At 42.6% G+C, this 22759-nt stretch carries 17 protein-coding genes and 1 pseudogene; 3 read left to right on the top strand and 15 right to left on the bottom strand.

What is annotated here, in order from left to right; all coding sequences use genetic code 11:
* Positions 1-27: 27 nt before the first annotated feature.
* Positions 28-2172 carry a protein kinase gene (locus tag ACFFRD_RS27645; RefSeq protein ID WP_392478763.1) on the top strand — a complete coding sequence of 715 codons (2145 nt, stop codon included), beginning with the start codon at positions 28-30 and terminating at the stop codon, positions 2170-2172.
* Positions 2173-2247: 75 nt separating this feature from the next.
* On the opposite strand, the gene ACFFRD_RS27640 is transcribed toward ACFFRD_RS27645, so the two are convergent.
* Positions 2248-3222, bottom strand: a complete 975-nt coding sequence (locus ACFFRD_RS27640) for a threo-3-hydroxy-L-aspartate ammonia-lyase (protein WP_392478762.1) — start codon at positions 3220-3222, stop codon at positions 2248-2250.
* Between the two features lie 208 nt (positions 3223-3430).
* Between ACFFRD_RS27640 and ACFFRD_RS27635 the strand changes: the two genes are divergently transcribed.
* Entirely contained in the window at positions 3431-4243 is an 813-nt protein-coding gene (locus tag ACFFRD_RS27635) for an SDR family oxidoreductase (RefSeq protein ID WP_179075284.1), read from the top strand.
* Positions 4244-4766: 523 nt separating this feature from the next.
* A pseudogene (locus ACFFRD_RS27630) lies at positions 4767-4916 on the top strand (cation transporter); the annotation flags it as partial.
* Between the two features lie 336 nt (positions 4917-5252).
* Here the strand turns inward: ACFFRD_RS27630 and ACFFRD_RS27625 are convergent.
* The 14 genes from ACFFRD_RS27625 to ACFFRD_RS27560 all read right to left on the bottom strand — a co-directional run bounded on the left by ACFFRD_RS27625 (position 5253) and on the right by ACFFRD_RS27560 (position 22738).
* The gene (locus ACFFRD_RS27625; protein ID WP_392478760.1) at positions 5253-6197 is read right to left on the bottom strand and encodes a general stress protein; all 945 of its coding nucleotides are present in this window, start codon (positions 6195-6197) and stop codon (positions 5253-5255) included.
* Positions 6198-6463: 266 nt separating this feature from the next.
* Positions 6464-7564, bottom strand: coding sequence for a 3-deoxy-7-phosphoheptulonate synthase (aroF, locus tag ACFFRD_RS27620; protein ID WP_392478759.1), 1101 nt, complete (start codon positions 7562-7564; stop codon positions 6464-6466).
* A 100-nt stretch (positions 7565-7664) separates the two neighbouring features.
* Positions 7665-8756 (bottom strand): anthranilate phosphoribosyltransferase, encoded by a 1092-nt coding sequence (trpD, locus tag ACFFRD_RS27615; protein ID WP_392478757.1) that lies wholly within the window; start codon positions 8754-8756, stop codon positions 7665-7667.
* A 123-nt stretch (positions 8757-8879) separates the two neighbouring features.
* Positions 8880-10109 carry a tryptophan synthase subunit beta gene (trpB, locus tag ACFFRD_RS27610; RefSeq protein WP_392478756.1) on the bottom strand — a complete coding sequence of 410 codons (1230 nt, stop codon included), beginning with the start codon at positions 10107-10109 and terminating at the stop codon, positions 8880-8882.
* Positions 10110-10266: 157 nt separating this feature from the next.
* Positions 10267-11094 carry a tryptophan synthase subunit alpha gene (gene trpA, locus ACFFRD_RS27605; RefSeq protein ID WP_114080646.1) on the bottom strand — a complete coding sequence of 276 codons (828 nt, stop codon included), beginning with the start codon at positions 11092-11094 and terminating at the stop codon, positions 10267-10269.
* A 48-nt stretch (positions 11095-11142) separates the two neighbouring features.
* Positions 11143-11328 (bottom strand): hypothetical protein, encoded by a 186-nt coding sequence (locus ACFFRD_RS27600; RefSeq protein ID WP_392483182.1) that lies wholly within the window; start codon positions 11326-11328, stop codon positions 11143-11145.
* 455 nt (positions 11329-11783) lie between these two features.
* Entirely contained in the window at positions 11784-12611 is an 828-nt protein-coding gene (trpC, locus tag ACFFRD_RS27595; RefSeq protein ID WP_392478755.1) for an indole-3-glycerol phosphate synthase TrpC, read from the bottom strand.
* Positions 12612-12676: 65 nt separating this feature from the next.
* The gene (locus ACFFRD_RS27590; RefSeq protein WP_392478752.1) at positions 12677-14881 is read right to left on the bottom strand and encodes an anthranilate synthase; all 2205 of its coding nucleotides are present in this window, start codon (positions 14879-14881) and stop codon (positions 12677-12679) included.
* A 509-nt stretch (positions 14882-15390) separates the two neighbouring features.
* Complete coding sequence (locus tag ACFFRD_RS27585; RefSeq protein WP_392478751.1) at positions 15391-16575, bottom strand: 3-dehydroquinate synthase; 1185 nt, start codon at positions 16573-16575, stop codon at positions 15391-15393.
* Complete coding sequence (locus tag ACFFRD_RS27580; protein ID WP_392478749.1) at positions 16572-17216, bottom strand: DsbA family oxidoreductase; 645 nt, start codon at positions 17214-17216, stop codon at positions 16572-16574. The genes ACFFRD_RS27585 and ACFFRD_RS27580 overlap by 4 nt, the downstream gene beginning before the upstream one ends.
* A gap of 133 nt (positions 17217-17349) precedes the next feature.
* Complete coding sequence (gene tyrA, locus ACFFRD_RS27575) at positions 17350-18417, bottom strand: bifunctional chorismate mutase/prephenate dehydrogenase (RefSeq protein ID WP_392478746.1); 1068 nt, start codon at positions 18415-18417, stop codon at positions 17350-17352.
* A gap of 18 nt (positions 18418-18435) precedes the next feature.
* Entirely contained in the window at positions 18436-19725 is a 1290-nt protein-coding gene (locus tag ACFFRD_RS27570; protein ID WP_392478745.1) for a glycosyltransferase family 4 protein, read from the bottom strand.
* Positions 19726-19977: 252 nt separating this feature from the next.
* Entirely contained in the window at positions 19978-21177 is a 1200-nt protein-coding gene (gene scyF / locus ACFFRD_RS27565) for a scytonemin biosynthesis PEP-CTERM protein ScyF (RefSeq protein WP_392478743.1), read from the bottom strand.
* 178 nt (positions 21178-21355) lie between these two features.
* The gene (locus ACFFRD_RS27560; RefSeq protein ID WP_392478742.1) at positions 21356-22738 is read right to left on the bottom strand and encodes a ScyD/ScyE family protein; all 1383 of its coding nucleotides are present in this window, start codon (positions 22736-22738) and stop codon (positions 21356-21358) included.
* Between the last annotated feature and the right edge of the window lie 21 nt (positions 22739-22759).

Below are 22759 nucleotides of genomic sequence, written 5' to 3'. Positions count from 1 at the left end.
TAACAAATGACAAATGACCAATGACAAATGACCAAAATATATTGTTATAAAGGACATGAAAATTCCCCAAGTAGTCGCTTTTGTCTCCAATGTGGTGAAAAATTGTCGGGTGCGCCCATGAGTTATAGTATCCAACCGGGACTAACTTTAGGCGATCGCTATGTAATTGTGCGTCAAATTGGCCAAGGTGGCTTTGGACGGACTTATTTAGCCGAAGATGTCAACCGTTTCCGCGAACTTTGTGTTTTAAAAGAATTTTCCCCCCAAGTTCAAACCGCTTACGTTGTTCAAAAAGCAGAAGAACTGTTTGAGAGAGAAGCTAGTGTTCTCTATAAACTGCAACATCCCCAAATTCCCCGCTTCCGAGAACTGCTGCGGCTAAACTTAGGGGGCAAAGAATATCTGTTTTTGGTACAAGATTATGTAGAAGGTGAAACTTACAATTCTTTGTTAAATGCGCGGTTACAACAAGGTTTGCGCTTTACAGAGGCAGAAGTACGCCAATTGTTGCAGCAAATTTTGCCAGTGTTGGAATACATCCACTCACTGGGAGTAATTCATCGAGATATTTCTCCAGATAACTTAATGCTTCGCACTGTTGACAAACTGCCAGTTTTAATTGATTTTGGCGGTGTCAAACAAGTAGTAGCAACCGTAGCTTCCGAATATTACCAACCCGGCATGGTTGCATCTTCCCCATCACCCACCCTATTAGGTAAGGTTGGATTTGCACCCCCAGAACAGATGCAAACTGGGTTAGTATCTCCTCACAGCGACTTATATGCTTTGGCTGCAACAATGTTGGTTTTACTGACAGGGAAACAACCACAAGAATTAATTGATACCTATAATTTAACCTGGCAATGGCGACGGGAAGTAAACGTGAGTCCGATTTTGGCACAGGTATTAGATAAAATGCTATCTGCCAGACCAAGCGATCGCTATCAATCAGTTCGTCAAGTAATCGAAGCCCTCAACCCGCCCCCAGCTAACTTTCCCCCAACTCAATATCCCACCCCACCACAACCCACATCCGCCACCGTCGCCGTCTCTCCACCTCCCCCATCCCCCTCATCTCCCCCCTCTCCTTCTTCTTGGTGGACACCAACAAAAATCTTTCTAGTGGCGGGGGTGGTAGCTGGTAGTGTTGGATTAATTTGGTGGGGAGTGAATAGCAGCCGTAACGATATCGGGGAAGTCCAACCTACTCCCACAGCCAGCCCAATTCCAACCAGTAACCAACCAACCGATCCTTTAGCGCAATATTCACCAGCAGAACGGCAGCGTAAAGAAAAATTAAACGATCGCCGTCAACAGTTGGGGATTAACTCTAACTTCTATGTGAACTTGGTGAATCAAGTTTTTTGGGACAGAAACCCCAGTTTAAAAGGGCGCACTCTCAGCGATGGGACTGAAGATGAGGGTTTGCGGGCAGAATGGGATAAAACAGCCTCAGAATTGCTGGAAAAACTAGCACCCCTGAGTTCCAACACCCGCCGACAACTGGGAACTTATACAAGCGCTGAACGCGATCGCTGGAAAGTAGAAGTCAACAAAATCAACGTTGGTAGTCGTTCTTTGTATGATTTGGGAGACGCTGCATTTTTAAGTGTATTCCCTGAACAGCGTGGTAAAGATTTCCGCGATCAGCCCATTGGACAAGTTTGGTACGGTTTTGTTAGCGATAAACTCAGTGCGATCCTTTCCGGTAGCGCTTTCCAGAAACTTGTCTTTGATCCGGGCGCTACTGGCAAAACAGTCAGTGGTAATCTTCAACCTGGTAGTGGCAAAGTATTTATTGCTGGACTTGCTAAAAATCAATCTCTGGAATTAAAACTAGAAGCAAATTCCCAAGTTTTATTATCAGTCTATTCACCCTCTGGCAAAATCCAATTCTTAGAAGATTCTACCAAGCGCAGTTTATCAACTAAATTACCAGAAAACGGATTTTACGAGTTTGTCGTGGTTTCCACAGCATCGAAACCAGTAGACTATGAACTCACCGTTACAGCAGAAAATCTCACTCCTCCCCCATCGCCAACACCTACGCCAACGTCTACACCCACGGAAACATCCACGCCTGAACCTATACCTGAACCTACACCTACAGAAACCCCCACACCTGAACCTACACCTACGCCTAGTGCAGAGGTGACTCCCCAGAAGAATTAAAAATATCGGGGAAACACAATTAGATAAGTTGATTCGCTAAAACCTTGCAATCCCACTCCTTAAAGAGGTGGGGTGTCAAAATCCACCAGAAAACAATTTACCAACTTGCGCCAAATCGACATTTCCACCACTGATGATGACACCAATCCTCAACTCTGGTGCTGTCACCACACCTTCGAGTAAGGCTGCGGCTGCAAGTACTCCGGTAGGTTCAACGACAATTTTCAGACGTTCCCATAAGAAAAACATGGTGCGAAGAATCGCTTCTTCAGATACCGTCACCATATCATCGACGTAATGCAGCACTAAGGGGAAAGTAATTTTACCAAGGCTAGGAGTCCGCGCACCATCGGCGATGGTATCAGGATTCTTGACAGTTTGCAGGGTCTTGGTGTGAAAAGAGCGGGTAGCATCATCGGCAAGGGCTGGTTCTACCCCGATTACTTTACAATTGGGTAAAAGTGACTTGGCTGCGATCGCACATCCTGAAAGTAATCCGCCACCGCCACAACAAACTAATAGCAAATCCAATTCGCCAACCTCTTGAATCAGTTCTAAAGCAGTTGTCCCCTGTCCAGCGACTACATGGGGATGATCGTAAGGGGGAATGAGTGTCAAAGAGCTATCATCTGCTAGATTTTGGGCTAATTCTTCTCGGTTTGTTTCTTGGCGATTGTATAAAATTATCTCTGCACCATAGCCACGAGTCGCAGTTTGTTTGACAGTGGGTGCATCATCAGGCATGACAATAGTGGTAGGAATATTGAGGATTTTTCCAGCTAGAGCGATCGCTTGGGCATGGTTTCCTGATGAATAGGTGATAACGCCTGTTTGTTTTTGTGCTACCGATAGTTGCGCTAAGGCATTGTACGCCCCTCTAAATTTAAATGCCCCGGTGCGTTGAAAGTTCTCGCATTTAAAGAATACTTGGCTATTGGTGCGATCGTTAACCATTCTAGAAGTTAGCACCGGCGTGCGGTGGGCAATCCCTAAAATTCGCTCTTGTGCTGCTTGCACATCAGTTATAGTAACCGAATTAGATGGTGACATTAATGACAATATTAAATGTTTTTGCTCTTGTTTATATAGATACAGATTTTTATATTTGCGTCTCTTATGCTTGATTGAAGCATACTCGTTTCAGGTAGATAGCATCATTTATTGTCTGTATAAAAATAGCTACAGCAAACATTATATATTGTTGTAGCTATTTTTATAAAACTTAAATTAATTAACTCACATTCGCCATTTTTCTAGCATGAATAAAACATCTGAAAGTCGGCAAAAAAAAACTGCTCTAATTACAGGAGCGGCTAGTGGGATAGGCTATCAATTAACCCAGATTTTTGCTCGTCATGGTTATAATCTGGTGTTAGTGGATAAGAATGAACAAAAACTTACAGAAATCATAAATGAATTTCCGCAAAAATTTGGGATTTTTGTGAAAATTTTGACTAAGGATTTATCTATCCCAACATCTCCAGAAGAAATTTTTAGAGAACTCCAGCAAGAATCCATCAAAATTGATGTGCTGGTTAACAATGCTGGCTTTGGTACTTATGGAGCATTTAGCGAAACAGACCTTAGTATTGAACTGCAAATGCTCCAGGTAAATATGGTGACATTGACACATTTAACAAAGTTATTTCTCAAAGATATGGTCGAGCAAGACTATGGAAAAATATTAAATGTCGCCTCAGCAGCAGCTTTTCAACCGGGGCCTCTAATGGCGGTTTATTTTGCTACTAAAGCCTATGTCTTATCATTTTCAGAAGCGATCGCTAATGAATTAGAGGGTACTGGTGTTAGTGTAACTGTTTTATGTCCCGGGCCAACAGCATCGGAATTTCAACAAACTGCTGCAATGGAAGATTCCAAGATTGCTAATGTTAACAGAATGATGGATACGGAAACCGTTGCTAAAATTGGTTATCGGGGTTTAATGAAAAATAAAACTGTTGTTGTTCCTGGGATGAGAAATAAAATATTGACCGAAAGCGTCAGATTTACACCCAGAAATCTAGTAACAAAGGTTGTAAGAAGTATGCACGAACTCCAAAAAAATAGGTAGCTCGATATTTTATCCTTTTTCAACTAAATCGCCAGAGTTACTTTCTTCACACAACAAATTGCACAAGGGCATCTACCAAAAACCAGATGTATTAGCCATCCAACAACTAATAATTTAAGTCTAGCTATTATTTATTACTATCCTAGGGATGCTCGATTCCCTGACTCTAGTAAGATGTTTCTTCGTTGTCTCAACCATTATTATATTGATGAAATAGAAATAAAAGTTGATGAACTGAGGTAAGTAATGGCAATTAAATTGAAAGTTCCAGATATTAAAGGTGATGAGTGCGCCAAGAAATTGAAGAAGAATTCAGAAGTCAGAATTCAGGAGTCAGAATAAATCAGTCGGGGATTCAGACCCGCGACTGATTAAAGACCACCAAATCGTAGATTTAGTGGGGGTCTTAAACCCGGCTATTCAGACGCTCGTGGACTCGCTAACGCTGCGCTATCCGCCACTCGCACAGAATTCATTCTGAATTCTGACTCCTGACTCCTGACTCCTGACTCCTGAATTCTGTTCGATAACTAAATCTATTTTGACGATGGAATCTGATGCCAAAGTAGATGTGAATGTTGATGCTAAAACCGTAACTGTAGATGCTGCTGCTTCTGAAGAGTCGATTAAACAGATAGTTCAATCTGCTGGTTATACGATAGAAGGCTATTAATTACTTTATCTAAATCTCCTCAGAAATTTAGATTAATTAATTTAGTTTGCACAATTGCTTTGTTACATATTCGCCCGGTTTCCGGGCGGAATATTTCAACTAAAGTTATAAGCTGCAACACATAAGTATCTAGGCATAAATAAATTTAAAGTTTGTAGTAAGGACTTTAGTCCTGATAATCCTTGCTCTGAGCGATAAATCGCTCACTACAAACTAAGAGTTTATTTTATATTTAATTATGTCTACCTACTTACAGCTAAAGACCGGAGGATTTTGAAAGTATTGCTATATATTTGTTTGTTCTAACAAAATTGTTAAAATTCCCAGTGCTAGTTTTCAAGAGCGGATTAACATTGGGTCATAAATCTGAAATTCCTGAATTCCATAATTGCCTACAATAAAGCTAGCCTGTTCAAGCTCATTGTCTGTGCCGCTAACGATGAGTATGTAATTTCCTTGCTCAATTTGCTCGTTGTAAAAGCGTGCCCAATCATCTGCTATTCCTAGCCTCATCGCGTCAAAGCGCTCACTTAAATTAATACCAGTTAACCCAATAAATTGAGAAAGGTCTTTGCAAATTAAAGACATCTGATTTGCTGAAAACCCTGTGATATACATATCGTTAATTGTAGCTTTAGCATTCTCTATTTTATTGAAGCAACTAACAGCATATTTGCTCAAAATCCCACTTTTATTAGGAATGGTAGTAGTAGAATTTTGAGATAATTGCTCAATACTTATAGGTTCGTAAATGCCAAATTCTTCAATACCCCAACGCTGTAGAATTGCTTCTACTTTAGCAATTTCAAAAGATGTACAATCCACGATTATGAAATAGTGTCCATGCTCTACTCGCTCGTTATATGATCTAGCTTGCTCTTCTGATATTCCCCAACCAACTAATGCACCAGCAAAAGTCCCAGTAGCAGCACCAATACTTGCACCAACAAGGGTTGTAACCAAAGCAGTTGCAGCTGCGCCAGCCAGCATTATTGGCCCAACTCCAGGGATTGCTAAAGTCCCAAGACCTACTAATAAACCGGTCAATCCACCAACAGCGCCACCTGAAAGTCCTCCTACTGTTGCACCTTCGTCGGCTTTATCACCAGTGCGCTCTTTAATTTCATCCTCGGTAATTTCATGATTGCGGTCTGCATTCTGTACAACTACAGATACTTTGTCCATCGCCAAGCCAGAATCTCTCAACTCATGTAGCGCCTGTTCTGCATCTCGACGATGAGTGAATACGCCTACAGCACGTTGATATTGACTTAAAACCATTATTACTCCTTGGTAGCAGGGGAAATTAATTCCCCAGAAATTTAGTTTTTTATTACCTTGTAATCTTAAATACAATTTTATTTAACTCGGAACTATCCTAAGTAATAAAAATTATTATGGTTAAGGCAAGAGACGCGCTAACCCTGCGTCTCTACAATAATCAGTCTTTCGTGCTGATGAAAACCCGACCAACGGATTCTTTTGTTTAAAAAATCTGTTGATCGGGTTTAGCCATTCACAAAAAATCAGCTGAGATTACACTCTGTCTACTTTGATAGTTTTGGTGCGAAGAGAATGCGGTTGTCATTAATGCTATCAAATGTAGGTGTAGACCAGCGATCGACTACTTTGCCAATAATTGACATTTCTTGAACTAAGCGGTCAAATTTATCAGGGGTGAGAGATTGCGGCCCGTCAGATAAAGCTTTTGCGGGATTGGGGTGAACTTCAATCATCAAGGCATCTGTACCAGCTGCGATCGCAGCCATTGCCATTGATGGCACATATTCTGACCTACCCGTACCATGACTAGGATCGATCATAATTGGTAAATGCGTTAGCGATCGCAACACCGGAAGCACTGATAAATCTAAAGTATTGCGGGCATATTTACCATCAAAGGTTCTGATTCCCCGCTCACAAAGAATTACATTTGGATTTCCAGATGCCAAAATATATTCTGCTGCCATTAGCCACTCGTCAATTGTGGCAGACATCCCCCGTTTGAGTAGCACTGGTTTATCTTGAGCGCCTACCTTTTTCAACAGCGAGAAGTTATGCATATTTCGCGCTCCGATTTGGATTATGTCAGCTGTTTTCGCCACTGCTGATAAATCCGCAGCATCCATCAGTTCTGTGACGATACCCAAACCAGTAGCTTCCCGCGCTGCTGCTAATAAATCTAAAGCGCTTTCACCATAACCTTGAAAAGCATAAGGTGAAGTGCGGGGTTTGTAGGCTCCACCACGCAGAAATTGCGCTCCTGCTGCCTTGACGCGCTTTGCGGTTTCGACAATCATCGCTTCATTTTCAACGGAACAAGGCCCAGCTACCACTACGATTGGATGATGTTCGCCAAAATAGACATCACCGTTGGGTGTAGGTACAACAACTTCGCTGGCTTCTCCATGTCGGAATTCTCGGCTTACCCGTTTGAAAGGTTGTTGCACCCGTAATACTTGCTCAATCCAAGGGCTAAATTCCTGAACCTGTAATTTATCGATGCTAGTGGTATCGCCAATTAGCCCTAGTACAACTTTATGAGTTCCAACGCTTTTTTCTACCGTGACTTTCCAAGTTTCACTCAGTTCTTCGCTGATACGGGTAATTTCCTCAGCAGGTGTACCGTTTTTAAGTATGATAATCATCTGTTTTTCCTTGTGTATAGTTTTGGGTGTAATATATTGACCCCTCTCCAAACCTCTCCCCGAAACGGAGAGAGGCTTAATCCTATGAGGAGAGGTTCGTCTAGTGTAAAAATTCAGCGAGTTGTTCTAGTTTTGTCCAAGCCGCGCCGCTTTGCAGGATTTCCTTCGCCAGGATAATACCTTTAACACAACCAACTAAAATATCCGTTTCCCCGTGAATGGCTTCACCAACTTGAAGCGCTAGCGCTGTATTTAAAGCGACAACATCTTGCTGCGCTTGCGTGCCTTTACCTTGGAGAACTGCCTTCAAAATTTCAGCATTTTCTTCGACATCTCCACCGTGCAATGCAGCAGTGGGTGCAAAATTCAAACCAAGTTCTTGAGGGTTCAGCGTTAGAGAACGCACCTTTTTATCTTGGAGTACAGCTAAATCAGTGACATCAGCCAAACCAGCTTCATCTAAACGTTCGCGTCCATGAAGTGCGATCGCTTGTTGACATCCCAATTGCGATAAAGCTTGAACAATTTCCTCTAGTAAAAGCGGATCGTTCACACCAATAATTTGCCCTGTCGGCCGCATGGGATTTACTAGCGGGCCGAGTAAGTTAAAAACAGTCCGCACCTTCAAAGTTTTTCGTAAAGTTGCGATCGCTTTGAGTGCAGGATGCCAACCTGGAGCAAACAAAAAGGTGATTCCAACTTCACCGACTGCGGCTTGCACTTTTTCTGGATTGGCGTTGAGATTTATCCCCAAAGCTTCCAACACATCAGCTGAACCAGTCTTACTAGATGCCGAACGATTGCCATGTTTGGCAACTTTTACCCCGGCGGCGGCGGCGACAAAGGCGACAGCAGTGGAAATATTAAAAGTTGAAGCGCCATCTCCACCAGTTCCACAGGTGTCAATTAGGGGGGCTGGGTACTGGGTACTGGGTACTGGGGATTGGGATTGTAAGACCCTGGCCATGCCCACTAATTCTTCTGCGGATACGCCTTTAGCTTGGATTGCGGCTAAAATTGCTCCTGATAGGACATGGGGAATGGCATCTGTGAGCCAACCTTGCATCAAATCTGTAGCTTGGGAAACCGTCAACGATTGCCGATTTAACAACTGTTGCAATAAAGCTGGCCAGTTGTAGAACTCAGAAGAGATAGCGATGTTTTCGGGTGGAGCTTGGGTTACAGTTATCATTGTGGTTATTTCTCATTTGACTAGTTCTGAATGAAGAATAAGTTTGTAGTCAGGACTTTAGTCCTGAATTTTTAAGCACTAAAGTGCTTACTACGAACTCATCTAAATCAATGACATGAACCACTAGGGAATCAGGACTTTGGCGACGGTTTGTACATCTTTGTCACCTCTACCGGAGCAATTGATGACGATGCGGGGATTGCCTTTTAACTGAGGACAAAGGGTTTCGAGATATGCGATCGCATGAGCAGTTTCCAAAGCTGGGATAATTCCCTCTAGTTGCGAGAGTCTTTGAAAAGCATCTAAGGCTTGTTTATCAGTCACACTGTAATATTCAGCGCGACCAAGATCCTTTAAATAACTATGCTCAGGGCCAACGCCGGGATAATCTAATCCGGCACTAATTGAATGGGCTTCGATGACTTGACCATCATCATCTTGCAGTAAATAGCTCATTGCACCATGCAATACACCTATTCTTCCCTTTGTCAAGGTAGCAGCGTGTTTTTCTGTATCTACACCTTCACCCGCCGCTTCCACTCCAATTAGACGCACTGAAGATTCATGCACAAATTCATTGAATAAGCCGATCGCATTAGAACCTCCACCGACGCAAGCCAGTAAAATATCTGGTAATCCTCCCCATTTCTCTTGGGATTGAGCGCGAGTTTCTACACCAATTACCGCGTGGAAGTCACGGACAATCATCGGGTAGGGATGAGGCCCGGCAACAGAACCGAGGATGTAATGGGTTGTTTCCACATTTGTCACCCAATCCCGAATTGCTTCAGATGTTGCATCCTTGAGAGTTCCCGTACCCGCTTCTACTGGACGAACTTCTGCCCCCATTAATTTCATGCGGAAGACATTCAGCGATTGGCGTTCCATATCGTGGATGCCCATGTAAATCACACATTTCAAACCAAACCTAGCACATACAGTTGCAGTTGCTACGCCGTGTTGTCCTGCACCCGTCTCGGCAATAATCCGTTGCTTACCCATGCGTTTAGCTAGCAACACCTGAGCTAAAGCATTATTAATTTTGTGAGCGCCTGTATGATTTAAATCCTCACGCTTTAAATAAATTTGTGGCCCTGTGCCATCTGGTCTAGCGTAGTTTGTTGTCAGGCGTTCAGCAAAATATAATGGGCTGGGTCGTCCGACATAATCGCGCAGTAGGTTTTGCAGTTCGGCTTGGAAACTCGGCTCGTTGCGGTATTGATGAAATGCTGCTTCTAACTCACTTAATGCAGGCATTAAGGTTTCGGGGACGTACTTACCGCCAAATCTTCCAAATCTGCCCAAAGAATCTGGTTGGATAGTTGCAGTCTTAATGTCTTGTATGCTTACCACTGTTTAAAATCCTTTTACGTTCAAGTATTTTTTACTTTCGTTCTATTCAAGGTGACTCTTCAAATCTCTGCGTTCTCTGTGTCTCTGCGGTTCGTTATTTTTTATCGAACCACAGAGGCGCGGAGGGCACAGAGAGAAGAAAGAGAGAGAGAGTTTTTTACTTTGCAGAAACAACTTGTTGCAGGGATACTGGGGTAATTGCTGTTTTAAGTTCTTGACAAAGCTTTTCTACAGCTTGTAATCTTTCTGTTGGGCTACCTTCAGCTAGACGTTTGACGAAGGCACTACCAACAATCACCGCATCTGCTCCCCATTCCATTACTTGATGCGCTTGTTCTGGCCCGGAAATACCAAAACCAACGCCGATGGGTTTATCAGTGACGCTTCGCAAGTCGGTAATTAAATCTTTTACGCGGTCTTGGATTTGAGCGCGGATACCTGTAACGCCTGTGACGCTTACCAGGTAGATAAAACCCTGAGATTGACGAGCGATCGCTAAAATCCTATCTTTAGAACTGGTAGGAGCTACGAGTAAAATTACCTCAATCCCAAAAGATGCAGCAGTTTGGATTAATTCTTCTGCTTCTTCTAAGGGTAAATCTGGCACTACCAAGCCTTTCACGCCAGCAGTGGCAATTTGCGCCAAAAATGTCTTAATACCCCGGTGCAAAATGGGATTGTAATAAGTAAATAGAATTATCGGCGCTTTCAGGGTAGGAGTTAAACCTTCCAACATCTCTAATACTTGCTCTAATTTCGTGCCTTTTTGCAAAGCGCGAGTTGCGGCTGCTTGAATTACAGGCCCATCTGCGAGAGGATCGGAGTAGGGAATGCCTAACTCGATGAAGTCAGCACCATTACGATCTAAGATACGTAAAGCTTGAGCAGTGATTTCTAAGTTAGGATCGCCTGCTGTGATAAAGGGGATTAAAGCACACTGTTGGCGATCGCGTAAAGTTTGAAAAGAGTCGGAAATAGAAGTCATTTTGAAAAATAGTTAATGATTAGTTAATAATTCTGGAAAAATCAACATTTAGGAATTAGCGATACCCACGCTATATTTGTTGTTGTTGAGTCTTTGATCTCCGTCAACGAGTCTTTTATCTCCGTTAATGAGTCTTTTAGCTCCGTCAGCGAGTCTTTTAGCTCCGTTAATGAGTCTTTTAGCTCCGTCAGCGAGTCTTTTAGCTCCGTTAACGAGGCTTTTATCTCCGTTAATGAGGCTTTTAGCTCCGTTAATGAGGCTTTTAGCTCCGTTAATGAGGCTTTTATCTCCGTTAATGAGGCTTTTATCTCCGTTAACGAGTCTTTTATCTCCGTTAATGAGCCTTTTAGCTCCGTTAACGATTCTTTTAGCTCCGTCGTCGAGTATTAGAGTAGTTGTCTTTTGGATGCAATAGACTTTGGCCTCTCTCCAAACCTCTCTGCTTTTAGGCTACGGTGTACACACAAGTCTTCTAGAGTTGTGCTACAGGCTTTTGATCCCCCCAACCCCCCTTAAAAAGGGGGGCAAAAAGCTCTCAAAGTCCCCCTTTTTAAGGGGGATTTAGGGGGATCAATACACATTTTGCACCTAACAAAAAGATGTGTGTATACCGTAGCCTAAAAGGAGAGAGGCTTTGAATCTTACTCCCCAACGCTCGCAGGGAAGGGGCTGGGGGTTAGGTCTGTATTCTAGAAAAGGCTTAAAAGACTCAGCACAGCTTGTTCTACATCGCTTTGTTTAACTAAAGATTCTCCGACCAAAACCGCACGTACACCAGCTTCAGCGACAAGAGATAAATCAGCAGGTGTATAGAGTCCAGATTCACTGACAACAGTGATATCCAAACTTTGCAAATATTGCTGACGCTGTGCTAAAAGTTGCTGGGTTATTCCTAAATCAACCGTAAAATCTTCTAGATTGCGATTGTTGATTCCTACTAAATGTAAGTCGTCAAGCTTAAGAACTCTATCCAGTTCAGCCAAAGTATGGACTTCCACCAGTGCATTCATACCCAAATCATGAATCACTCGCAGAAAGTTTTGCAGTTCTTGGTCTGATAAGATAGCAGCAATCAACAAAACTGCATCTGCGCCTGCTGTCCGTGCTAGATAGATTTGATAGGGGTCAATGATGAATTCTTTGCACAGTAGGGGTAATGCTACTTTTTGACGCACATTACGCAGATTGTCAAAACTGCCCTGAAAAAACTTATGATCAGTGAGGACTGATAGACAAGCTGCACCACCTCGTTCATAAGCTTGAGCGATCGCAACTGGATCAAAATCAGCCCGAATAATCCCACGGCTGGGTGATGCCTTTTTTACCTCGGCAATTAAGCTAGGTTGGTTGGGATTTTGTTGTAAAGCAGCTAAGAAATTTCGGATACTTGGAGCCGCAATTAACTGCTGTTGCAAAGAAGCTAAAGGAAGTTCCTGTTGCATCTGTGCAACTTCTTGCCTTTTATGCAACACAATCTCTTCAAGAATATGGCGAGAAGCGGTAACTTGGTTAGTCATAATCTGTTAGCAGGGAGCAGGGAACAATGGAACAAGGAGCAGGGAGAATGACTAATGACAAATGACTAATGACCAATGACTAATGACTCTTCCACCTGTGTATATGCACGCACCACATTTTTAATGATTTCCAGACCGACTTCTCCCGCTAAAGTCATGATTGATTCTGGATGAAACTGAACGGCGGCAATGGGAAGTGTCTGATGTTCAATACCCATAATTACGTTGTCATCAGAAATCGCTGTCACCTTCAGTTCTTTCGGTAAATACTGCGGGAGAGCAAATAATGAGTGATATCTACCCACGGTAAAGGATTCTGGTAAATTCTTGAAGGTAACGGAATCGGAATCAGTAACGAAAATCCGTGAAGATTTCCCATGTTGAGGATAGTTGAGAACTCCCAATTGTCCATCAAAAGCTTCAACAATGCTTTGCAGCCCTAGACAAACTCCAAAAATGGGAATTTTGCGATGAAGAAGCGCCCCAACAGTCTGGGGAACCCGAAAATCACTTGGTCTACCAGGCCCAGGAGATAAAACAACTAAGTCAGGGCGTTCTGTATCGAATAGCGATTCTGAGAAACCATGACGTAATGTGGTGACGCTTGCACCAGTTTGGCGAATGTAATTAGCTAATGTATGAACAAATGAGTCTTCATAATCTATTAGTAAGATGCGTTTGCCAGTTGCCGCACAAGGGAGGATTTTAGCTGATTTTCGAGAACTGGATTCATCAATTTTGTGACTGCTTTGCTTAACACGGCGAATTGTTTCAAATAAAGCAGCAGCTTTGGTGATTGTTTCTTGTTCTTCTGCTTGGGGTATGGAGTCATAAAGCACAGTCGCCCCAACTCGGACTTCGGCGATGCAGTCTTTTAATCGAATTGTCCGCAGAATTAAGCCAGTATTCAAATTCCCATTGAAGTTTAAATAACCGACTGCGCCACCATACCAACGTCGGGCGCTACGTTCGTGCTGTTCAATAAAATCTATTGCGGCTTTTTTGGGTGCGCCGGTGACTGTAACCGCCCAAGTGTGGGAGAGAAAGGCATCTAAAGCATCAAATTGCGATCGCAGTATCCCTTCAACATGATCTACTGTATGAATTAAATGGCTGTATAATTCAATTTGGCGACGACCAATCACTTGTACTGAACCAGGTTCACAGATTCGAGATTTGTCATTGCGATCGACATCTGTACACATGGTCAACTCAGCTTCATCTTTGTGCGAGTTGAGTAAATGACGAATTTGCACTGCATCGTCAAGAGCATCTAGTCCCCTGCTAATAGTGCCACTAATGGGACAAGTTTCTACCCGCTTCCCTTCAACTCGCACAAACATTTCTGGAGATGCGCCAATTAAATATTCTCCACCTAAGTTGAAAATAAACCCATAAGGACTAGGATTTATATCCTTTAAAGTTTCAAATAGTTTGCTGGGTTCATCTTCATAGTCTTCAAAAAAGTTTTGACTAGGAACAACTTCAAATAAATCGCCTCGGCGGAAATAATCGAGTGCGGACTCAACTTTTTTGGCATACTCGCCTACTTTATGATCAGCAGTTTGATTAGGGGTAAGATGTTTTCCGCGATAATCAACAGACTCACCTGTTCGAGGAAGGTTCATCGTGTTGCCGTGCGCTGTTTCAAAATCATATTGTAGACGAAATGCGCGTTGCTGATAGTAATCAACAACTATCAATTCATCAGGGAGATAAAGCACCAAATCACGCTGATCTGTAGGACGTTCTAGACGTTGGGTAATTGGTTCAAACTGAAAAACTAAGTCATAACCAAAAGCCCCATACAATCCTAAATGCTCATCTTCTGGGCTAGAGAAAGTATGTAGAATTTCGCGGACAACTGTAAATGCTGAAGGTTGTTTACTGCGTTCTTCTTCAGTGAATAATCTCTTACTAGATTTAACAAAGCCGACAATATTGTTATTGTCTAGGGTAACTTTCTCAAGTTGGATTGAGTTGGATAAACACTCTAATAGCAATGGTAGAAGTACTTGACCGCGTTCATTCAACGCTATCAAATTAAAAGCATTTTCTTGTGTACTTAATTCTAATGGTGGATTGACAAATCCGATTGCCCATCTTTTATATCTACCTGGATATTCGTAGCTGCTTCTTAGCAAACCGCCACGCTGAGAATTTAAATGAAACAGAATATCTTCCAGGGCAGTGTCCATCTTCACTTCGGTGATGGAGCGAGAAACAATTACGCCGCCAAGGGTTTTATAGGAACGGGAATTAAAAATCATCGGTAATTTCTCTGTAAGAGTGATTAGTCAAAAGCTATTAATGATTATTAGTAGTTATTTATAGGCAGATAAAAAATTAGATGATTCAATATCAATCCAAATCAAGCTATTTCAATCTGCGGATTATTTGGGGGAAATGTAATTAAAAACTTTTTGCTTCTTATTTAAGAGTACTAGATATCAAGCAGATAATACATTGAATAATTTTTAGATTGGGTGTCAATTTATTCGCTTTTTATACTAATTATTGATTGTTATTTTTAATAATCTTACTTGAGCTTATCCGCCTCTCTCAAAAGTAAGATATCGTCTAAAGCTTTAGGACTATATCTACGCTTTTAAAATTCAATCTAGCCCTTCAATGTAACTTGTAAAATATCTTGTTATTTCTCAGCGTTCTCTGTGCCTCTGCGGTTTAAAATTCATTTATCGAACCACAGAGGCGCAGAGGACACAGAGTAAAGAGAACGATAATTTTTACCCACTTTGAAAGGGTTAGTTCTACAATCTTAAAATTCCCGCAATAATGATATTGCTTGCCTATACAACAACAAATTCACCTCATGAACTTCAATTGCTTTTCCAATCCCTTGTAGCAACGTTAAAGTCAATTCTCCACCCAAGTGTTCGCGGAACTCAGTTAAACCTCGAAACAAACAATCAGGATGTTCCTGTTGTGATAATTTCTGGGTCAGTTCTGGCACATACAACGTGAAACCCAACGCTGATAAAGTATTTAATATTCGTTGCCATTTTGAACAATCAAGCAATCCTGCTAAATAAGAATAAGTGCTATCCAAAGCAATACCGATCGCAACAGCTTCGCCATGACGCAAGCGATAATTTGTCAAATGCTCCAGTTTATGAGCCGCCCAATGTCCAAAATCTAGGGGACGAGACGAACCCATTTCAAAAGGATCGCCGCTATTAGCAATATGTTCTAGATGCAACTGGGCGCAACGATAGATAACCTGTTGCATAGCATCCATGTCTCGCCGCCCCAGGGCTTTGCTGTGAGAGTGGATAAAATCAAAAAACTTAGCATCCTTAATCAGCGCCACTTTCACCGCTTCTGCAATCCCAGAACGCCAATCGCGATCATCTAGGGTTGTCAAGAACGCAGAGTCATTTATAACTGCATAAGGTGGCGCAAATGTGCCGAGAAAGTTCTTTTTACCAAAGGCGTTGATACCGTTTTTTACCCCAACCCCAGAATCATTTTGTGCTAACACCGTTGTCGGAACCCGAATCAAGCGAATTCCCCGGTGAGCAGTTGCAGCAGCATATCCTACCAAATCCAATATTGCCCCGCCCCCGATCGCTAACACATAAGAATGGCGACATAATCCGGCTGTTTCAATGAGTTGCTGGATTTGCTCTACTAGAGTGCGATCGTTCTTGGCAGCTTCTCCTCCCGAAATTATCATGGGTTCGGCTGCGATCGCTAGTACCTCTGCATAAAATTTGGTATACGCAACTAATTGCTTCACCAATTCCGGTTGATATTTTAATATTCCTGCGTCTACCACCGCAACTACTTTCTTCGGTTTTGTCTCCTCATCTGCCGTAACCACTTGCGCTAGCGTGGGATTTTGCAACTCAAATAAATTTTGGGTGAAGTAAACCTCGTAGTTAAAAGTAACCGAAACACGTTGATGAATTAATCTACTTTTTTGCTTGATGTCAACTATCATATTTTTGCAGGTATATCTAAAAGTGCAGCACTATTCAAAGCTTCAAGGAAAACCTCAACCGAGTGAGAACCATTTACCTTGACTTGATTATTTATGATGAAAAACGGCACGCTATTGATGCCATTTAAGCGAGCAAATGCTGATTCAGCAACAACTGTATCAACGACATCGCGATCGTTTAATTGCAACTTTAATGCGGTAGCATCCATCTGGTATGCTGTACCGATGGCAACAATAACGTTAATATCTCCAATATTCAAACCCTCTTCAAAGTAAGCTCTATAAATAGCTTCGACGACATCATTTTTTACGTTTGCGGGCGCTAATGCAATCAGTTGGTGAGCAAGCTTAGTATTGACAGCCAAACGGATTTTTTCAAAATCTAGCTTAACCCCAGCCGCCTCCCCTGCGCGTTGCGTATAATCAAACAGATGTTGCAGTTCTTCCGCTTTAATCCCCTTTCTATCTTGCATAAAGCTACGAAATTCGTACCCCTCAGTAGGAACAGTATTATCCAGAAAAAAGGGATGCCATCGGATATGTACTTCTTGTTTTTGCCATTGTGTCAGTGCATCAAACAGATGTTTTTTCCCAATTCTGCACCAAGGGCAAACGATATCATGAAAGATATCTATCAGCATAGTTTTCTTCTTTATCTCATTTCCTTGTGAGGATGTGCCAAATTTTATAATCTTCTCTCTTTCTTTCCTTATTCCTTTCTTACTTTGCGCTCTTTGCGCCCTTTGCGGTTCGTCCCTCAAACAGAATTATTCCTCAAATGCTAATATTTGTGTGCATCTGAGCCGTTGTATTTAAAGGCTGGAGAAAACTGTTAATTTTTTCTTCAAAAAAACTTTGAGTATTTTCAAACTCTTTAATTAATGCCTCTCTATCCTTCCTAGCCACCAGTCTAGCCAAACGGCTGTAAGTATTAGCTAAAAAACTAATAGCATTACATCTTTCTTCAGTAGCTAGCATAATATCAACACATAAATTAGGATTTTGAGCAAACAAACGTTTCACAGTATCAATTTCTTGACGATAATTAGGAGTTGACATTGTTAAACTCTGCTCTATCTCCACCCTTGCTTGTGCTAAGAAAACCCCCAGACTAAATCTACAGAAATGCTGCGTGGCTTGAATAATCACCATCATTTGATCGTGTTCTTCAGGCGTGCAAACAATTAACTCTCCACCTTTAGCTTTCAGAAAATCTAATAGCCATTGAAATGAATCATCATTTCGGCCTGGACAAACTACCACTTTTTGCCCCAAAAACGATTTGATATTTGGCCCAAACATTGGATGTAAGCCCATAACGGGGCCGCAATGGTATTCGAGCATTGCTTGAGTCGGCTGTGTTTTAATACTTGTGATGTCACACAAGGCTGTAGTTGGAGCAAGATATTTTGCTGCTCGTTTGATAACATCAACCGTATGTTCAATAGGAACACTTACTAATACTAATTCTGCCTGACTTAACAGTTTTTCTGCGTATTCCCAATCATCATGTTCGAGAACGCTAACATTGTGACCTACTAAAGAAAGCTGCTCTTTAAATAATCTTCCCATCCTGCCGTGTCCACCGATGATGGTAATTTGTCGGGGACTGACATGATTTGTGGCAGATTTAGGGGTAAGACTGGCATGACAACTCTTTACTACATCCGCCCAAACAGACTCAGGAATACCAGCTTGAGCGAGTAGGGGAGCGACATCAGCTAGTTGTTCATCTAAAGAAGGCTGTTCTGATGCTAATAATGATATGCGATCGCTAAGTAAGGCGATCAAGCTCTGGTCAGTTTTTTTAAGCTGATCTGAATAAGAGGATTTCAGAGGCATTTTTCGCGTCCCCAATTTTCAAATATCAACAAGTGATTCTTTAGAACTTATTTCTGGTAAGATATCCAAGTTTGTTGCTCTTTTGGCGATCGCATCAGCAAATAACTCTTCATATCGGTCTAGCGCTTGCTCAAAGGAATAGTTTTCTACCGCAAACTTTCTTCCTTTACGTCCTAATTGCGCTGCTAATTCCGGCTGATGATATAAATCCAGCACCGCCGCCGCCAAAGCATCTGCTGACTCAGGCTCAACGATAACGCCGCCACCACTTTGTCTGATGGCTTTGGCAGCAGTGCCGGTGGCGGGAACCGAACCCACAATTGGGCGACCACTGGCTAACAACAGTGGTATTTTAGAAGGCATATTGAAGGAAATCACATTGCACTTTTGTACAATCAACCCCACATCTGCGGCTGCTAACATTTGTGGTAGTTTTTCTCGCACTTCCAATGTTAAAAGCAAAACGTTATCTGCACCACAAGCAAGACAATGTTTTTGCAATCTTTCGAGGGCTTGAGATTCGCCTGCTACGACGAAGATAATTTCTTTTAGATGACGTAAACGGGCTGCTGCTTCTATTACTGTTTCTAAACCTTGCGTGAGAGCAATATTACCTGAATAAAGCACTACAAATTTACCATCGAGTTGATGGGTGGCTCTCCAAGAGTTATTTTCTTTTGGTAAAGGGCGGATAAAATTTAGATTTACCCAATTGGGAATGCAGGTAACTTTATTAGCAGGTACACCTTTATTTTTTAAATTATCTACAAAGCCATCGGCTATCACGCTAATGGTATGTGCAGTTCGGTAAGCGAATTTTTCTAAAGCTTCCAGAGCTTTAATCATCAACTTGTTCTTAATTAGCCCAACACGCACACCAGCTTCTGGAAGGATATCTTGCACATTCAGCACTACCGGGCAGTTGTATAGCCAACCTATCAAAGTTGCAGGTAAACAAACTAGTAGCGGTGGTACTGTTAAGAGAATTACATCAGGTCGCTCGCCCTTGAGCGCTTGTGGCAAACTTGTAAAAACAAAGCTCAACTCTAGCAGTAGTCGGTCTACAAGGTTAGGTTTAGACTTAATCCGCAGGTAACTACGCTGAATTTTGACACCATTTTTCTGTTCAGTAACATATAACTTACCTCGATACCCGTCGTAAATTTGGCGCTGAGGATAGTTAGGCATACCTGTAATTACCCGCACTTGATGCCCTCGCTTCACCAGCCCTTCTGCTAGTTCAGTCATCAAAGGTGCAATACCAATTGGTTCTGGATGATAGTTGTATGAATAAATCAGAATTTGCATAAACTATTAATTTCCTGGAAGCACCTTGATAATGTTGGCTTTGTTGTGTTCGTTTTTGCCTTGTTTGTAAGGTGAGCGTTGCCCACCTAGTGCTGTCAAAGTTAGTTTGGATTAGACTGTAAATTTCTATTCATTAACTAGTACTTTATCAAGCAATCTTTGTAATAAGCACTTTAGTCCTTAGATAATAAAGACTAAAGTCCTTGCTACGAACAGCTTACGCTTGGATGCTATTCAAGCAAGCATCGAAACTCAGTATTGTTTTTGCAGTTCTTTCTCTAAACTAAAGACTGGCTTTTGTTGTCCACGTTTCCGCAATGTGATGGTAGCAGCCCCAAGTCCAAGCAATGCTAAACCCAATGCTGAACCAGGTTCAGGTACTTGCTTTCTGTTTTCTACGTTTAGCACTTGGACGCGACCTTGAAAGAAATCGCCCACATAAAGCTTGTCATCTTTGAGGGTTGTGCCACCCGTCCAGTTAAATCTGCCGGGAGTGAGGTCGAGGGGGTTGCCAAAAGGAGGGCCAGTTAATGCTGGAGGCGGTACCGGATTACCTGATGCATCGCGGGCATTTTCACCGAAGGAAGTTAAGAAGTTACCGTTTTTATCAAACACCTGTACGCGGCTATTGATAGAATCAGCTACATAAACATTCTCTTGGTCGTCCACTTCGATGCCAATTGGCTGAAGAAACTGTCCAGGTTCGCTACCTGCTGAACCAAATGCCAACAGAGGATTACCAGTTGGATCGAGTACTTGAACGCGGTTGTTATATTGGTCAGCTACAAAGATATTTCCACTAACTGGGGAAATTCTTACACCTGCTACACCTTGGAATTCCCCAGGTGCAGTGCCTCTGGTACCACCAATGACACCAAGTTGCTGTCCGTCTGATGTATATTTAAGAATCCTTTCACCGTTAAAATCACCTACGTAGAAGTTGCCATCCTTGTCAAATGTTACACCAGATGGCCCAAAGAAAAACCTACCCTCTACGAGAGGGGTAAAATCTCCATTTGCAAAGGATCTAATAAAGTTACCCTGAGAATCGAATTGATTGATGCGGTTGTTATAAACATCACCTGCATACAAATCCCCTGTTAATGGATTAAAGTCTACAGTTGTTGGCTCGTCAAATTGTCCGGGCCCTGTGCCGCCGGAGCCAATTGATCCAATATACTGACCGGTTGGACTAAATTTTTCAATTTTGTTACCGAGGTTGAAGTTAGGAGTACCATCCGCCGGGTTAATACCGCGTCCGTTAGCTATGAGGGTATTTCCTTGGCTATCCACCGCTATCCCTTGAGGAACAAACAGTTCTCCAGGGCCGAAGCCAGGGCTACCAATACTTCTGTCGTAAGTTAATGTTACAGCTTTGGCCTGAGCCGCTGTTGCTAACACGGTGAATCCGGTACCGAGAATAGCAAGCGACAAATTTTTGACTAATCCCATGAGTTTGAAGTCCTGGTTGTATGAGTGTATACTCTTTCCTAGACTAATTTTGTTCCCAGTCCTAGTTTGGGAACCCTAAAATTCGGGCTGCTGCCTCTTGTTTGAAATGCAACTTTCTGTGTGAGGCAGCAGCCTATTCTGTAAGCTATATCTGACAAAATAGGCTGGTAATGAGGAATTAGACTATCTCTGCTTTGGCTAGCAATTCACCCAACTTGTGTTGGCGTTTGCGCTTGGCGATCGCACCAGTTGCGCCTACACTAGCAAGTGCTAATAAGCCCAAGATTGAGGTAGGTTCGGGGACTTTTTCGGCAACGATACCATCCACCCGAACAACCGACCCTAGTTCTGGCCCAACACCGCGTTTGGTGATGTATATTTGCCCGTCAGGGCCAATATCGATTCCAGCAGACGATTCCAACCCTTCACCGGCAGCAACCAGGGTTGTGCGAGTTAAATCTGGAGCAACTTGAATCAGAGAACCGGGAAGGAACCGCAAGTCACCCTGCAACTGGGATTCGTCGCCGAACTGTAACACCAGCAAATTGCCTTGCTCATCAAAGGTTAAGTCAGTAATTTGTGTAAACCCATCCAGAAAAACCTCTGGGTTCCCATCTTCGCCGATGCGGAAGATCCGCGATTCATTTTCTGGATATGGAAAACCTGAATATTCGGCAACATACAAGGCTCCATCGGGGCCAATCGTGCCACCTGTAGGTACTGATTGAATTGCGATATTTCCTCCTGGAAGTATTTCTACTAAACCTGGAGGCAGTTCTTGTCCTGGTGGTAAAGGTGGTAATGTAGAGGCACTAAGGACTTTCTTGGGAATTGCGATCGCCTCAGACTCACTTCCGTCAAGTTTGATTTTATAAGCGGTATTTCCACCCCCGTCAATGACATAAGCAGTATCACCACTCACGGTCAAATCAAAGGGATTGGTAACTACATCCCCACCGTCTGGGTTATTAGTAATTTCATACTTGCCGAAGTCGAAAATACTTTCCAGCTTTCCGGTATTCAAGTCAGCTTTGAAAAGTTGTGCTAAAAGCGGGGTATTCAGTACTTTATCCGGTGTGGATGGCGGGAAAGTAGCAAGTTGCTGTGGTGGGATCGGGAAATTAGCACCAAGGTTAAGTGATTCTAGATCACGATTTCCTGGATAACCGGCAAACCCAGTTAGAAGATAAGCATTCCCCTGAGAGTCGAATTGTACGTCTTGAATACCAGCGCCTTGGTTGCCAGTGGGTTGTTCTGCTATAGATTCAAAGTTATTGAATAGACGCTGTGTGGTGCCGTCTGATGCAACTTTGACCAGCGAACCACTATTACCAGCACAGATAGGCTGAAACAAGGTACTCGGAGATGGTTGGCAATTTCCGTTTCCTCCGACACCTGGCTCTGCTACGTAGAGACTGCCGTCAGGGCCAAAGCTAACAGCCCGTGCATTACTGATTCCATCAACAATTGTCGTTAGCTTTGCAGCTTGTACAGATGGCGTTCCACAAATAGCAGCAAAACAAAATGTCAAAGATGTAAGAGCAAATGATTTGAGTTTCATACCTTTGGAGATTGAGAATTA

Source organism: Nostoc sp. C110 (genome assembly GCF_043099725.1).
GTDB classification, from domain to species: Bacteria; Cyanobacteriota; Cyanobacteriia; order Cyanobacteriales; family Nostocaceae; genus Nostoc; species Nostoc muscorum_A.
Note: the sequence above shows the minus strand (reverse complement) of the source record. Positions and strands in the feature narration are given on the sequence as shown.

What these genes read in the sequence shown, in the direction of transcription:
- ACFFRD_RS27645 (WP_392478763.1), top strand. Translation starts at nt 28, where the DNA reads ATGACCAAAATATATTGTTATAAAGGACATGAAAATTCCCCAAGTAGT.
- ACFFRD_RS27640 (WP_392478762.1), bottom strand. Translation starts at nt 3,222, where the DNA reads ATGTCACCATCTAATTCGGTTACTATAACTGATGTGCAAGCAGCACAA.
- ACFFRD_RS27635 (WP_179075284.1), top strand. Translation starts at nt 3,431, where the DNA reads ATGAATAAAACATCTGAAAGTCGGCAAAAAAAAACTGCTCTAATTACA.
- ACFFRD_RS27625 (WP_392478760.1), bottom strand. Translation starts at nt 6,197, where the DNA reads ATGGTTTTAAGTCAATATCAACGTGCTGTAGGCGTATTCACTCATCGT.
- aroF (WP_392478759.1), bottom strand. Translation starts at nt 7,564, where the DNA reads ATGATTATCATACTTAAAAACGGTACACCTGCTGAGGAAATTACCCGT.
- trpD (WP_392478757.1), bottom strand. Translation starts at nt 8,756, where the DNA reads ATGATAACTGTAACCCAAGCTCCACCCGAAAACATCGCTATCTCTTCT.
- trpA (WP_114080646.1), bottom strand. Translation starts at nt 11,094, where the DNA reads ATGACTTCTATTTCCGACTCTTTTCAAACTTTACGCGATCGCCAACAG.
- trpC (WP_392478755.1), bottom strand. Translation starts at nt 12,611, where the DNA reads ATGACTAACCAAGTTACCGCTTCTCGCCATATTCTTGAAGAGATTGTG.
- ACFFRD_RS27590 (WP_392478752.1), bottom strand. Translation starts at nt 14,881, where the DNA reads ATGATTTTTAATTCCCGTTCCTATAAAACCCTTGGCGGCGTAATTGTT.
- ACFFRD_RS27585 (WP_392478751.1), bottom strand. Translation starts at nt 16,575, where the DNA reads ATGATAGTTGACATCAAGCAAAAAAGTAGATTAATTCATCAACGTGTT.
- ACFFRD_RS27580 (WP_392478749.1), bottom strand. Translation starts at nt 17,216, where the DNA reads ATGCTGATAGATATCTTTCATGATATCGTTTGCCCTTGGTGCAGAATT.
- tyrA (WP_392478746.1), bottom strand. Translation starts at nt 18,417, where the DNA reads ATGCCTCTGAAATCCTCTTATTCAGATCAGCTTAAAAAAACTGACCAG.
- ACFFRD_RS27570 (WP_392478745.1), bottom strand. Translation starts at nt 19,725, where the DNA reads ATGCAAATTCTGATTTATTCATACAACTATCATCCAGAACCAATTGGT.
- scyF (WP_392478743.1), bottom strand. Translation starts at nt 21,177, where the DNA reads ATGGGATTAGTCAAAAATTTGTCGCTTGCTATTCTCGGTACCGGATTC.
- ACFFRD_RS27560 (WP_392478742.1), bottom strand. Translation starts at nt 22,738, where the DNA reads ATGAAACTCAAATCATTTGCTCTTACATCTTTGACATTTTGTTTTGCT.